13 protein-coding genes are annotated in these 12912 nt (G+C 72.7%); 4 read left to right on the top strand and 9 right to left on the bottom strand.

What is annotated here, in order from left to right; all coding sequences use genetic code 11:
• Positions 1-248 precede the first annotated feature (248 nt).
• The 3 genes from ACIQWA_RS40645 to ACIQWA_RS40655 all read right to left on the bottom strand — a co-directional run bounded on the left by ACIQWA_RS40645 (position 249) and on the right by ACIQWA_RS40655 (position 2161).
• On the bottom strand, positions 249-1049 hold the full coding sequence (locus tag ACIQWA_RS40645; RefSeq protein ID WP_402492171.1) for a DUF3710 domain-containing protein: 801 nt from the start codon (positions 1047-1049) through the stop codon (positions 249-251).
• Between the two features lie 69 nt (positions 1050-1118).
• Positions 1119-1586, bottom strand: coding sequence for a dUTP diphosphatase (gene dut, locus ACIQWA_RS40650; protein WP_360237628.1), 468 nt, complete (start codon positions 1584-1586; stop codon positions 1119-1121).
• Positions 1583-2161: a PaaI family thioesterase gene (locus ACIQWA_RS40655; RefSeq protein ID WP_402492188.1), complete on the bottom strand. Its 579-nt coding sequence runs from the start codon at positions 2159-2161 to the stop codon at positions 1583-1585. Before ACIQWA_RS40655 ends, dut begins: the two co-directional genes overlap by 4 nt.
• A gap of 135 nt (positions 2162-2296) precedes the next feature.
• On the opposite strand from ACIQWA_RS40655, the gene ACIQWA_RS40660 reads away from it, so the two are divergent.
• On the top strand, positions 2297-2746 hold the full coding sequence (locus tag ACIQWA_RS40660) for a DUF3093 domain-containing protein (protein ID WP_402492174.1): 450 nt from the start codon (positions 2297-2299) through the stop codon (positions 2744-2746).
• Positions 2747-2987: 241 nt separating this feature from the next.
• Here the strand turns inward: ACIQWA_RS40660 and ACIQWA_RS40665 are convergent, their stop codons facing one another.
• The 4 genes from ACIQWA_RS40665 to ACIQWA_RS40680 form a co-directional block, all read right to left on the bottom strand.
• The gene (locus tag ACIQWA_RS40665) at positions 2988-3287 is read right to left on the bottom strand and encodes a DUF4193 domain-containing protein (protein WP_030057692.1); all 300 of its coding nucleotides are present in this window, start codon (positions 3285-3287) and stop codon (positions 2988-2990) included.
• Between the two features lie 506 nt (positions 3288-3793).
• A complete protein-coding gene (locus tag ACIQWA_RS40670; RefSeq protein ID WP_402492190.1) occupies positions 3794-4771 on the bottom strand; it encodes an acyl-ACP desaturase in 978 nt (325 codons plus the stop codon).
• 296 nt (positions 4772-5067) lie between these two features.
• A complete protein-coding gene (locus tag ACIQWA_RS40675; RefSeq protein WP_360237622.1) occupies positions 5068-6372 on the bottom strand; it encodes a HAMP domain-containing sensor histidine kinase in 1305 nt (434 codons plus the stop codon).
• A 125-nt stretch (positions 6373-6497) separates the two neighbouring features.
• A complete protein-coding gene (locus tag ACIQWA_RS40680) occupies positions 6498-7151 on the bottom strand; it encodes a response regulator transcription factor (RefSeq protein ID WP_030285473.1) in 654 nt (217 codons plus the stop codon).
• Positions 7152-7597: 446 nt separating this feature from the next.
• Between ACIQWA_RS40680 and ACIQWA_RS40685 the strand changes: the two genes are divergently transcribed.
• On the top strand, positions 7598-7783 hold the full coding sequence (locus tag ACIQWA_RS40685; RefSeq protein ID WP_030285471.1) for a hypothetical protein: 186 nt from the start codon (positions 7598-7600) through the stop codon (positions 7781-7783).
• Positions 7784-7992: 209 nt separating this feature from the next.
• Here ACIQWA_RS40685 and ACIQWA_RS40690 read toward each other — a convergent pair whose 3' ends face one another.
• The gene (locus ACIQWA_RS40690; RefSeq protein WP_402492178.1) at positions 7993-8811 is read right to left on the bottom strand and encodes an inositol monophosphatase family protein; all 819 of its coding nucleotides are present in this window, start codon (positions 8809-8811) and stop codon (positions 7993-7995) included.
• Between the two features lie 22 nt (positions 8812-8833).
• On the bottom strand, positions 8834-9976 hold the full coding sequence (locus ACIQWA_RS40695; protein WP_360237618.1) for a ferrochelatase: 1143 nt from the start codon (positions 9974-9976) through the stop codon (positions 8834-8836).
• A gap of 132 nt (positions 9977-10108) precedes the next feature.
• Here ACIQWA_RS40695 and ACIQWA_RS40700 point away from each other — a divergent pair, with 132 nt between their 5' ends.
• Complete coding sequence (locus ACIQWA_RS40700) at positions 10109-11377, top strand: MFS transporter (protein ID WP_402492181.1); 1269 nt, start codon at positions 10109-10111, stop codon at positions 11375-11377.
• 123 nt (positions 11378-11500) lie between these two features.
• The gene (locus ACIQWA_RS40705) at positions 11501-12823 is read left to right on the top strand and encodes a D-arabinono-1,4-lactone oxidase (protein ID WP_402492184.1); all 1323 of its coding nucleotides are present in this window, start codon (positions 11501-11503) and stop codon (positions 12821-12823) included.
• Positions 12824-12912: the final 89 nt, after the last annotated feature.

Here is a 12912-nt window from a genome sequence, read left to right on the forward strand (position 1 = left end):
GGACCGCCTTCCAGCGGGCCCTCCGGGCGCTTCGTTCTTTCGTGTTTCCAGCTTATCAGATGTTTTCCGCCCCGTTTTCCGGAGTTTCATTCATCGGATTCGCTTTCCGCTTTGTCGCCCCGGTCTCCCGCGGCGACTCCGGAACTGTACGGGGACCGACCCGCCACATGCAAATCGCCTCCGCCCGGGGGCCGGGCGGAGGCGATCAGCAGTGACAACCGGTCAGCGGTGGACCACCGGCGAGGCGGTCAGCGGACCTCGGTGATCTCCGGGCCGCGCGCGAACGGGTCGAGCGAGCCGTAACGGCCCTCGCCCTCGGCCGCGGCGGCGGCGGCCGCCCCACCACCGTCGGCGACCATCTGGGCGTCCTCGGGGAGCTTCAGCACGATCGGGTCGCGCGGAGCCATCGGGGTCTCGCCGCGGACGACGACGGTCTGCCGGAAGACCTGCTCCAGGATCCCGGCCATCTCGGGCTGCACGGCGGCCTGGCCCGAGATCACACCGCGCAGGAACCAGCGCGGCCCGTCGCAGCCGACGAAGCGCACCAGCTGCACGCCCTGGGTACCGTCCGGCAGCTGCACCGGGACCTGGGCACGGAGGTGCCAGCCGAGCGGGCCCTCCTCCTCCTCGATCAGGCCGCCCTGCGAGGTGATGCCGTTGGCGATCTCCTCACGGACCTCCCCCCAGATGCCCTCCGACTTCGGGGCCGCGAAGGCCTGGAGCTGGATGGCGCTGTTGCCGAGTACCAGGGTGGCCGCGACGATCGCGTCACCGGCGACCTCGACGCGGAGTTCCATACCCTCGACGCCGGGGACCAGCAGACCCCCGAGGTCGACTCGTCCCTCCTCCGGCGCCTCCAGCTCGGAGTGGTCCCACGGGCCGTCCGGCCGCGGGGCCGGCGGCAGGCCGACCTTGTCGGCCGGGTCCAGCTCGGTCACGTTCTCGCTCTCGGCGGAACCTTCGACGTCATCGGCCGTCTCGTCGGCGCTGATGGCGTCGTCGGCGAGCTGCTCGACAGCGTCCTCGCTCTTCTGGCGACGACGGAACACGGTCACTGTCCTTCCCGGTCCAAGACCGATGCGAATACCTGCTCGGCTTCCTGCGAGGCCGCGGGAATGCTAGACCGCGGCGTGGCCACCGGTCGACCCGAACCCGCCCTCGGCGCGTGCCGACCCCGGCAGCTCGGCCACCTCGTGGAAGCGGGCCTTCTCGACCTGCTGGATGACCAGCTGGGCGATCCGGTCCCCTCGGCGGAAGCTGACCCCCTCGCGCGGGTCCAGATTGACGACGATCACCTTGATCTCTCCACGGTACCCGGCATCGACCGTCCCCGGGGCGTTCACGAGGGCAACTCCGCAACGAGCTGCCAGCCCTGAGCGCGGGTGGACGAAGGCCGCGTAGCCGTCCGGCAGGGCGACGGCGATGCCGGTGGGGAGCACCGCCCGCTCACCGGGGGCCAGCTCGGCGTCGACGGTGGTCCGCAGGTCGGCACCGGCGTCCCCGGGCTGCGCGTACTCCGGCAGCGGCAGCTCGGCGTCGATGCGCCTGATCAGGACGTCCAGCTGCGGACGGGGGGTCTCGCTCAAGGGTTCACCTCAAAGGCTCGTGCGCGCTTCATCAGATCCGGGTCGTCGAGGACCTTCTCGATGTCCTCGGGACGACCGTGCGTGGTGAAGTGTTCCAGCTTCACCTGGATGAAGAGCGCCTGCGCACGCACGGCGACCGGTCCGTCCGGGCCGCCGATCCGCCCCTCGGCGGCGCTGTAGATCTTGCGGCCGCGCACCCCGGTGATCCAGGCGCGCAGGTGCAGCACCGAGTCGACGGGCACCGGGCTGAGGAAGTCGGTCTCCAGCCGGCCGGTCACCGCGGGCGCGTGCAGCAGCCAGTTCAGCGTTCCGAGGGTCTCGTCCATCGCCGTGGTCAGCACGCCGCCGTGGGCCAGCCCGGGGCCGCCCTGGTGCACGTCCCGGACGATGAACTCGGCGGTGACGTCCAGGCCCTCGCCGGCCACCGCGTCGATCCGCAGGCCGCCGGGGTGCTGGGGGCCGCAGCCGAAGCAGTGCTCGTAGTGGGAGCCGAGGTGGGTGCCGGGGGCGGGCGCCTGGGGGTGGCGCTCCGGGATCACGGCGTCCGGGGGCGGGGTGGTCGGGGTCGGCGGCAACGCGGGCGCCGGCCGGTCGGTGGGGGTGGTGGGGGTGGTCGTACCGGTCACGGCTCCCCAGCCTACCCAGGGGTAGCAAGGCCTCCGGTGGGGGTGGCGTCCCGCCCCGGGCGTCAGGGCGACCACAATGGGGGCATGTACGACGAACGCCTCACGGTGCCTCGCTCCTGGTGGCTGCTCCCGGTCGCAGTCGGTCTGACCCTGGCACTGATCCTGATCCGGGTCAGCGGACCGGCCGCCCTGGTCGGCCTGGTGGCCGGCATCGCCATCGGCGCGGTGGCGATCAGCAGTTACGGCTCGGCGCGGATCCGCGTGGTGCAGGGCTCGCTGGTGGCCGGACCGGCCCGGATCCCGGTGGACGCGCTGGGTGCAGCCCACGCGCTGAGCCCCGCCGAGGCGGCGGCCTGGCGCGGTCCGAAGGCCGATCCCCGCGCCTTCATGCTGCTGCGCAGCTACGTCCCGACGGCGCTGCGGGTCGAGGTGAGCGATCCGGCCGACCCGACGCCGTACCTGTACCTGTCGACGCGCTCGCCGATGAAGCTGGCCGAGGCGCTGGAGGAGGCCCGGCGCGGCGCCCGCACCTGACCGACGCGCCCGTGGGCCCCGCGAACGGGCCCCGAAAAACCGAGAGGGACGGTTCCGCTGCTGCGGGACCGTCCCTACGACTTTGTCCTGGCCGGCTCCTGGCCGGCCGACTCCGTCCTCCCGGGTCCGTCCGCCAGGACGGACCGCGGACCTGCCGTCCGGCCCCGCTGCCCGGGGCCGGAAGGGGCGGTGTGCCGGTGCCGCGGGAGCCACGGGCACCTGGCGCTGTCCGCTGCGGTGCTCAGGCGCCGCAGTCCCGGCAGATCGGGTTGCCGTTCTTCTCGCTGTACAGCTGGCTGCGGTGGTGGACCAGGAAGCAGCTCATGCAGGTGAACTCATCGGCCTGCTTGGGCAGGACACGGACGGCGAGCTCCTCGTTCGAGAGGTCGGCACCGGGCAGCTCCATGCCCTCGGCGGCGTCGAACTCGTCGACGTCGACGGAGCCGCCGCCCTTGTCGTTCCGCCGAGCCTTGAGCTCCTCGATGCTGTCTTCGTTGAGCTCGTCGTCGGTCTTGCGTGGGGTGTCGTAGTCGGTTGCCATTTTTCGCTCTCCCCCTCCGGGTTGTGCGGTGTGTGCGGTATCTCCAGCGCACGTAACGCATGGGGGGTCGGTCTTGTGCCCGACCCGAGGCGGAGATTTTGCCTTACTTCAAGCCCCGTTACTCAATCGACACTCAGCCAGGGCTCCGTTGGGGTGATCCTCCGGGGCCTGGAAGGCCTCACGCAGGGCCATCGTAGAGCCCCCGCGCGCCCTTCGAACCGGCGACTCACAGTGAGCGAAGCCCGTACAGGTGTCCGTCGAATCCCTTGCCCACCAGGGATGCCGACCAATCCGACGGACCGACAGCAGACCGAATTCCGATCACGGACCGCGATCGGCGCCCCCGTTGGGGTGATCACTCTCCGGGGTCGGCCGGCGCCGTGGAGCGACACGGTGTGAGCTTGGTCACGTTCAGAATCTTCCGGGGCAAACCACGGAAAATCCACCCACTCCGCCCCCTCCCCCAGGGGGCGCGACGGCTCGGCGGGAGCGCCCCCGCGGGCCTCCTAGCCGGCGTTGCGGCGGGCCTCCCGGCGGGCCAGCAGCGCGGCCTGGCGCTCCTCGAACTTGCGCGCCTGAGCGTCCAGCCCGTCCAGGAAGACGCCCAGCTCGTTCTGCGCCAGCACGCCCTCGGGGCCGAGGCCGTCGATCTCCATCACCCGAAGGTGCCGCAGCACCGGCTGGAGCACGTCGTCGTGGTGGATGCGCAGGTTGTACACCCCGCCGATGGCGATCTGGGCGGCGGCGCGCTCGAAGCCGGGGATCCCGTGGCCGGGCATCCGGAAGTTGATCACCACGTCGGCGATGGCGCGCATGGCCTGGTCCGGGGCGAGCTCCAGGGCGGCCTTCAGCAGGTTCCGGTAGAAGACCATGTGCAGGTTCTCGTCGTTGGCGATCTTCGCCAGCAGCTGGTCGCACAGCGGGTCGCCCGCGTACTTGCCGGTGTTGCGGTGCGAGATGCGGGTCGCGAGCTCCTGGAAGGCCACGTACGCGACCGAGTGCAGCATGCTGTGGGCGTTGTCGGACTCGAAGCCCTCGGACATGTGGGACATCCGGGCCCGCTCCAGCTCCACCGGGTCGACGGCCCGGGTGGCGAGCAGGAAGTCACGGATGGCTATCCCGTGCCGGCCCTCCTCGGCGGTCCAGCGGTGCACCCAGGTGCCCCAGGCGCCCTCGCGGCCGAACATGGTCGCGATCTCGTGGTGGTAGCTGGGGAGGTTGTCCTCGGTGAGCAGGTTCACCACCAGCGAGACCCGGCCGAGCGGGGTCACCTGGGACTGGTCCAGCGACCAGGCCTCGCCGCCCAGCACGCCGTCGAAGTCGCGGCCCTGGCTCCACGGGACGAACTCGTGCGGCATCCACTCCTTGGCCACGGTCAGGTGGCGGTTGAGCTCCTTCTCGACGACCTCTTCGAGGGCCAGGATCAGCCGCGCGTCGGTCCAGCCGCTCGATCCGAGCGAGGGGCTGCTCTGCAGAGGGACGATGGTCACGGTCTTGCTCCTGGGGACGGATTCACGCGCTGGACGGGCGCGTTGGGCGGGCACGCGTCGTGTCGGAGCCGTCGGCGGGCGAACCGGCCGGGCGCACTTACGGTTGCGTAGGTTACGACACCGTAAGTTGCTTGGGGCGGAAAAGACAAGCCGCCCCCGCCAGGCCTTATGTCGTCTTGACGGGCCTGGCGGGGGCGGCTGGAAACGGTCGCCCACGGAACGCGGCAGCGTCCGGGGCTGTTGGGGCGTGTCGGGCCCGCCCCGGGGCGCAGAACGGCGCCGCAGGGCGGCTACGGGGACGGAATCCGCACCCGCATGGTGAGGCCGCCCCCGGCGCGCGGGGTGGCCTCGATGGTGCCGCCGTGGGCGCGCACCACCGACCGGACGATGGACAGGCCCAGACCGACCCCCTTGTCGCTGCGGGTGCGGTCGGCGCCCTTGATCCGGCGGAACGGCTCGAAGATGTGCTCCAGCTCGTACCCGGGCACCACCGGGCCGGTGTTGGAGACCACCAGCTCGCCACCGCCCGGCACGGTGGCCGTGGCCAGCTCGACCCAGCCGCCCGGGGTGTTGTAGCGGACGGCGTTCTGCAGCAGGTTGAGCGCCAGCCGCTCCAGCAGCACGCCGTTGCCCGCGACCACCGCCGGGTCGAGCTTGGAGCGCAGCTCGACCTCCCGCTTGTCGGCCTCGCCCCGGGTCTGCTCCAGCGCCCGGGTGGCCACCTCGGACAGCTCCACGGCGCGCCGGTCGGTCAGTTCGTTCTCGCTGCGGGCGAGCAGCAGCAGGCCCTCGACCAGCTGCTCGCTGCGCTCGTTGGTGGCCAGCAGGGTCTTGCCGAGCTGCTGGAGGTCGGGCGAGGCGGCCGGGTCGGAGAGCTGGACCTCCAGCAGGGTGCGGTTGATCGCCAGCGGGGTGCGCAGCTCGTGCGAGGCGTTGGCGACGAAGCGGCGCTGGGAGTCGAAGGAGCGGTCCAGCCGGTCCAGCATGTCGTCGAAGGTGTCGGCGAGCTCCTTGAGCTCGTCGTCCGGGCCGTCCAGCTCGATCCGGCGGTGCAGGTCGGAGGAGGCGACGTCACGGGCGGTGCGGGTGATCCGGCCGAGCGGGCGCAGCACCCGGCCGGCCATCGCGTAGCCGGCCGCGAAGGCGATCACGGCGAGGCAGACCAGCACGGTGAGCAGCTTGCGCAGCAGGGTGTTGAGCGCCTGGTTGGCCTGGAAGGACCGCTGGTCGTTCAGCCACTGGTCGAGTGCGGACTGGGTGGTGATGACCTGGCCGTCCGCCGTCCGCACGGGGATGCCGTTGAGCACCAGGTGCGGCTGGCCGACCTGCTGGAGCGCCTGCTGGACGAAGAAGTACATCACCAGCAGCAGGACCACGCCGGCCATCAGGAACACCCCGCCGTAGAGCAGGGTGAGCCGCATCCGGATGGTCGGGCGGAAGGGCAGCCAGGCGAGCAGGCCGTCACCGGGGACGTAGGTCTCGGGCGGGTGCGGGCGGGACTGGCGGGGCGGGTGCACGGGCCTGGGCGGTACGGCGCGCGGGCCGCCGGCGGGCGCGCCGGAGGGCCCGCCGGCCGGGGGCGGCGGGGTGGTCATGATGGTCCTCTCGGGCGTCCGCCGGGGCGGGCGCTGGGTACGGCGGGGGATCCTCGGGGGCGGATCCCGGGGCGGAGTCCGGCAGGCGGACTACGGGGGGACGGACTCCGGGGGGCGGGTTCCGGTCAGATCCGGTAGCCGGAACCGGGCACGGTGACGATCACCGGCGGGTCGCCGAGCTTGCGGCGCAGCGTCATCACGGTGACCCGCACGACGTTGGTGAACGGGTCGGTGTGCTCGTCCCAGGCCTTCTCCAGGAGCTGCTCGGCGGAGACGACGGCACCGCCGGCCCGCATCAGCACCTCCAGGACGGCGAACTCCTTGGGAGCGAGCTGGACGGTGCGCCCCTCCCGGATCACCTCGCGCCTGCCGGGGTCGAGCGAGATCCCGGCCCGCTCCAGCACCGGGGGCAGCGGGATGGTCGCGCGGCGGCCCAGCGCCCTTACCCGGGCGACGAGTTCGCTGAAGGCGAACGGCTTCGGAAGGTAGTCGTCGGCGCCGATCTCCAGGCCCTCGACCCGGTCGCTGATGTCGCCGGAGGCGGTCAGCATGATCACCCGGGTGGCCAGTCCCTGCTCGACCACCTTGCGGCAGACGTCGTCGCCGTGGACCAGTGGGAGGTCGCGGTCCAGGACCACCACGTCGTAGTCGTTGACCGCGATGCGCTGGAGCGCGGCCTCCCCGTCGTACACCACGTCGACGGCCATCGCCTCGCGGCGCAGGCCGGTCGCGACAGCCTCGGCGAGCAGCTGCTCGTCCTCGACGACGAGAACCCGCACGGTCGTTGTCCCTTCTCCAGGCCGGCCCCGGAAAGCGGACGCACGGCTCCGACGGTGCCTCCATCCTGCCTGGTCCTGCGGTAAAGCAGCGATAAGCTGCCCCTCGGGCAGGAGGCCCGGGCCCCGCAGCGGTGACCGTTCGTGCCGGGAGCGCTCCGCTTGGACTGTGACACGGGCAACTTTCTTCCGCCGGGAGGTTTCCCGGCCCCCCGGGCGGGGAGGACAGCTGCACACCCGCGATCTGGCTGTTGGCCGATCGCACCCACCCGCCGTGCGTTCATCCGCGCCGGCCCTGGGGCTGGGAATTCACCGGGAGCGGCCGAAGGGCCGTCTCCGCGCCCGACCGGAGATCCACCACTCCTCGGACCGGGCGCATTCACCGGCTGGACCCTCCTCGGGGCGGAGAGCGCACGACCGTGCACGTCCGACACAGTAAGGGGGCCCGTATGGACGCCTTCAAGGCCGGAATCCTGCAGCGCATAGCCAATGCCGAGCAGGACCTGCACCGCGCGATCGAGGCCGGGGACGAGTTCCTCGCCGAGGTGGAGCAGTCCGAGCTGGACGATCTCCGTCGTCTGGCCGCCGAGCACGGTGTGGACACCGTGCTGGACCGCCACCGCACCGCCGCCTGACCCGACACGCCGGTACTCCGGCACCAGCGGCCCTGCGGGGGCCGTGCGAAACCCAAGCCCTGGCATCCCCCGTGTGCCAGGGCTCTTCGCATGTCCGCCGGTCTTTTCCACCCGCCTCTCCGCGCGCCTGTCCACAGGGCTCGCCGGGCTCGCCGGGCCCTCCGGTTCCGGAGGGCCCGGCGTCCCGCGTACCGCGCTCCGGGCCCGGGTCAGTCCGCCCAGGCGCGCAGCGCGGCCAGCCGCTCCTGCAAGGGCTCGTACACGCCCGGGGCGGCGGCCACGGTCAGCTCGCCGTCCGGACCGTGCCCTGGGCGGCCGCCGACCAGCGCACCGGCCTCGGTGGCGATCAGGCAGCCGGCCGCGCGGTCCCAGGGGGCGAGCCCGCGCTCGTAGTAGCCGTCCAGCCGCCCGGCGGCCACGTCGCACAGGTCGACGGCGGCCGCCCCGGCCCGGCGGACGTCCCGCACCTCGGGCATCAGGGCCAGCAGCACCTCGGCCTGGCGCACCCGCACCGGCTGGACGTAGTTGAAGCCGGTGGCGATCAGCGCCTGGCCCCAGGGCGGGGCCGGGCGGGTCGAGATCGGCCGGCCGTCGAGGTGGGCGCCGCGGCCCAGCACGGCGTGGAACAGCTCGCCGCGGGCCGGGACGTACACCACCCCGACGACGGCCCGGCCGTCCACCTCGGCGGCCACGCTGACCGCCCAGGAGGGCAGCCCGTACAGGTAGTTGACCGTGCCGTCGAGCGGGTCGACCACCCAGCGCACCCCGCTGGTGCCGGGCCGCTCGGCGCCCTCCTCGCCCAGGTAGCCGTCCTGGGGGCGGCGGTCGGCGATCAGCTCCAGGACGAGCTTCTCGGAGGCGAGGTCCATCTCGGTGACCACGTCGACCGGGCTGCTCTTGGTGCCGGCCACCCCGAGGTCGGCGGGGCGGCCGTCGCGCAGCAGGACGCCGGCCCGGCGGGCCGCGTCCAGGGCTACGTCCAGCAGGTCGTCGAGGGGCCGGCCGTCGGGCTGGGCGGGGGTGGGCACGGGATTCTCCTCCGGAAGGGGGTCAGCGCTCGGCGGCGGCCGGGCGCGGAGCGCGCGGGTTGGGGCAGCAGGCCACCGCGCACACGTCGTGGCCGGGGCCGAGGGTGCCGAGGGCGCAGCGGGTCACGCCCTCGCCGCGCTCGACGGCGGCCCGCTCCAGGACGAGCTCGCGCACCGCGGCGGTGAACCGCGGGTCGGCGCCGACGGTGGCCGCGCGGGAGACCGGCAGGCCCAGTTCGGCGGCCTTGGCGACGGCCTCGGTGTCGAGGTCGTACTTGACCTCCATGTGGTCGGAGACGAAACCGATCGGGACCATCACCACGGCCGGCGCGCCGTCGGCGTGCTGGGCCTCCAGGTGGTCGCAGATGTCCGGTTCCAGCCACGGAATGTGCGGGGCGCCGCTGCGGCTCTGGAACACCAGCTGCCACGGCCGGTCGGCCACGCCGGTGCGCTCGGCGACGGCCGCGGCGATCAGCCGGGCCACGTCCAGGTGCTGGGCGACGTAGGCGCCGCCGGGGGTGCCCCGGGCCGGGTCGTCCGGGGCACCGGAGGTCTCGGCCATCGCGTCCGGGATGGAGTGGGTGGTGAAGGCCAGCCGGGCGCCGGGCCGGACGGCCTCGGGCAGCTCGGCCAGGGCCGCCAGGGTGGCCTCGATCATCGGCTCGACGAAGCCGGGGTGGTTGTAGAAGTGCCGCAGCTTGTCGACGGTCAGCGCCGGGACGCCCTCCTCGGCGAGGGCGGCCAGCGCGTCGGCCAGGTTCTCCCGGTACTGGCGGCAGCCCGAGTAGCCGGCGTAGGCGCTGGTGGCGAGCACGGCGATCCGCCGGTGGCCGGCCCCGGCCATCTCCCGCAGGGTGTCCACCAGGTACGGGGCCCAGTTGCGGTTGCCCCAGTACACCGGGAGGTCCAGCCCGTGCTCGGCGAAGTCCTTGCGCAGGGCGGCGAGCAGCTCCCGGTTCTGTTCGTTGATCGGACTGACGCCGCCGAACATGAAGTAGTGCTTGCCCACCTCCTTGAGCCGTTCCTTCGGGATGCCGCGGCCCCGGGTGACGTTCTCCAGGAACGGGACGACGTCCTCGGGGGCCTCGGGCCCGCCGAAGGACAGCAGCAGCAGGGCGTCGTACGGGGCGGCGCCGGAGGAGGAGGGTTTGCGCGCGTCGGACATGGCACCGATCCTGCCACTGAGGGGTCGGACACCGGCGCCGGGGCCGCCCGGGCGTCCGGAAAATACCGTTTGCCAACGTACGTAAGCTGTCTAGACCAGACTTGTTCCTTACCCTCCCTGCCCGGAGCTCCCGTGCTGTCCAGCTACCGCCGAATATTCGCCGCGCCCGGCACCGTGGCCTTCTCCTCCACCGGTTTCGTCTCCCGATTGCCGATCTCGATGACCGGCATCGGCATCGTGACCATGCTGTCCCAACTGCGCGGCTCGTACGGCGTGGCCGGACTGGTCTCGGCGACCCTGGCCGTCTCCGCCGCGGTCCTGGGTCCCCAGGTCTCCCGCCTGGTGGACCGGCACGGCCAGGCGAGGATCATCGTCCCGGCCATGGCCCTCACCATCGGCTCCGTCGTCGGCCTGCTGCTCTGCGCCCGGCTGGACGCCCCGGACTGGACGCTGTTCGTGTTCGCCGCCGGCATGGGCGTGATGCCGAGCACCGGCGCCATGGTCCGCGCCCGCTGGGCGCACCTCTACCGCGAGGACCCCGCCCGGCTGCACACCGCCTACTCCTTCGAGGCCGTGGTCGACGAGGTCTGCTTCATCGTCGGCCCGATCCTCTCCATCGGACTGGCCACCTCCGTCTTCCCGGAGGCCGGCGTGCTGCTCGCCGGGATCTTCCTGACCGTCGGCGTGCTGCTGTTCGCCGGCCAGCGCTCCACCGAGCCCCCGGTCCACGAGGCCGCCCGGCACCAGGGCAGCTCGGTGATCCGCAACCGTGGCCTCCAGGTGCTGATCCTCACCTTCGTCGCCACCGGCGCGATCTTCGGCTCGGTCGAGGTGGTCACCGTCGCCTACTCCGAGGCCCAGGGGCACAAGTCGGTCTCCAGCGTGATCCTCGCCCTGTGGGCGCTCGGCTCCTGCCTGGCCGGGGTGGTGTTCGGCGCGGTCAAGCTCACCGGCTCGATGGCGAAGCGCTTCTTCCTCGGCGTGCTGTTCATGGCGCTCAGCATGGTGCCGATCCTGCTGGTCGCCCACACCGTGCACGGCATCGGCGGACTGGTCGCGGTCGGCGCCGCCCTGCTCGTCGCCGGCATCGCCATCTCCCCCACCCTGATCACCGCGATGGCCCTGGTCGAACGGCTCGTCCCGGCCGCCCAGCTCACCGAGGGCATGACCTGGACCACCACCGGCCTGGCCCTCGGCGTCGCGGTCGGCTCCTCCGCCGCGGGCTGGGTCATCGACGCCTCCGGCGCCGCCGCCGGCTACTGGGTCCCGCTGACCGCCGGCGTGCTCGGGGCCCTCGCCGCGCTGGCCGGACTCGGCCGACTGCGCGCCGGACTCGGCCCCGGGCAGCCCGCCGACCTGGCCGGGGGAACGCCCGGCCGACCCGTAGACGTCGAACGGTGAACTGACTAATCTCGCCCTACCCGCGGCCCTTACCCGTGGGTAGGGCCTGTCTCCCGGGATCCGTCGGACCAGGCCGCACCGGACCGCGCCGACCCGATCGGCCACGGAGCAGGAGGCAGCGCAATGCCCCAGGCCAGCACCGCGACCCCCACCCGGTGGACCAACTGGGCCGGCAACCAGAACGCCCGGCCGGCCCGGACCGCCACCCCCGGCACCGCGGCGGAACTGGCCAGGGAGATCGCCCGCGCCGCCGACCAGGGCCGCAGCGTCAAGGCCGTCGGCTCCGGCCACTCCTTCACCGCGATCGCCTCCCCCGGCGACGGCCTGCTGATCCGGCCGCACGCCCTCACCGCCGTCCGCGAACTCGACCGCGAGGCCGGCACCGTCACCGTCGAGTCCGGCCTCCCGCTCAGCCGCCTCAACCGCCTGCTCGCCGCCGAAGGCCTCTCCCTCACCAACATGGGCGACATCGAGGTCCAGACCGTCGCCGGCGCCACCAGCACCGGCACCCACGGCACCGGCCGCGACTCCGGCTCGCTCGCCGCCCAGATCCGCGCCCTGGAGATCGTGCTCGCCGACGGCAGCGTCCGGCACTGCTCCCCCACCGAGAACCCCCGGCTCTTCCAGGGCGCCCGGCTCGGCCTCGGCGCCCTCGGCGTGATCACCGCCCTCACCTTCGGCGTCGAACCGGCCTTCCTGCTCACCGCCCACGAGCAGCCGATGGCCTTCGACGAGGTGCTGGAACGCCTCGACGACCTCACCGCCGTCAACGAGCACTTCGAGTTCTACTGGTTCCCGCACACCGACCGCTGCTCCACCAAGCGCAACAACCGCAGCCAGGGACCGGCCGCCCCGCTGCCCCGGTTCAAGGAGTGGCTGGAGGACGACTTCCTCTCCAACACCGTCTGGGAGGGCGCCTGCCGGGTCGGCCGCCGCTTCCCCGGCGCAGTGCCCTCGATCGCCTCGCTCGCCAGCCGCGCCTGGTCCGACCGCAGCTACACCGACACCGCGTACAAGGTGTTCACCAGCCCGCGCAGGGTCCGCTTCCTGGAGATGGAGTACGCCGTCCCGCGCGCGGCCGTCGCCGGGGTGCTGCGCGAACTGAAGGCCCTGGTCGAGCGCTCCGACTGGAAGGTCAGCTTCCCGGTCGAGGTGCGCTTCGCCCCCGCCGACGACCTCTGGCTCTCCACCGCCTCCGGCCGGGACAGCGCCTACATCGCCGTCCACCTCTACCGGGGCACCCGCGACCAGGGCTACTTCACCGGTGTGGAAGAGCTGATGACCGCCCATCAGGGCCGCCCGCACTGGGGCAAGCTGCACACCCGCGACGCCGAGTACCTGGCAGGCGTCTACCCGCACTTCGGGGACTTCACCGCGCTGCGCGACGAGGTCGACCCCCAGCGCGTCTTCGGCAACGACTACCTGCGGCGGGTCCTGGGGGCCTAGGGCGTGTCTGACAATTCGCGTCGGATCAGCGCGCGGCGTTGGGGTGCGTGCATCGCAAGGCGGAGGAGGGAGTCCATGCGGAGCATCGG

It is taken from the genome of Kitasatospora sp. NPDC098652, assembly GCF_044760155.1.
Taxonomy (GTDB): Bacteria; Actinomycetota; Actinomycetes; order Streptomycetales; family Streptomycetaceae; genus Kitasatospora.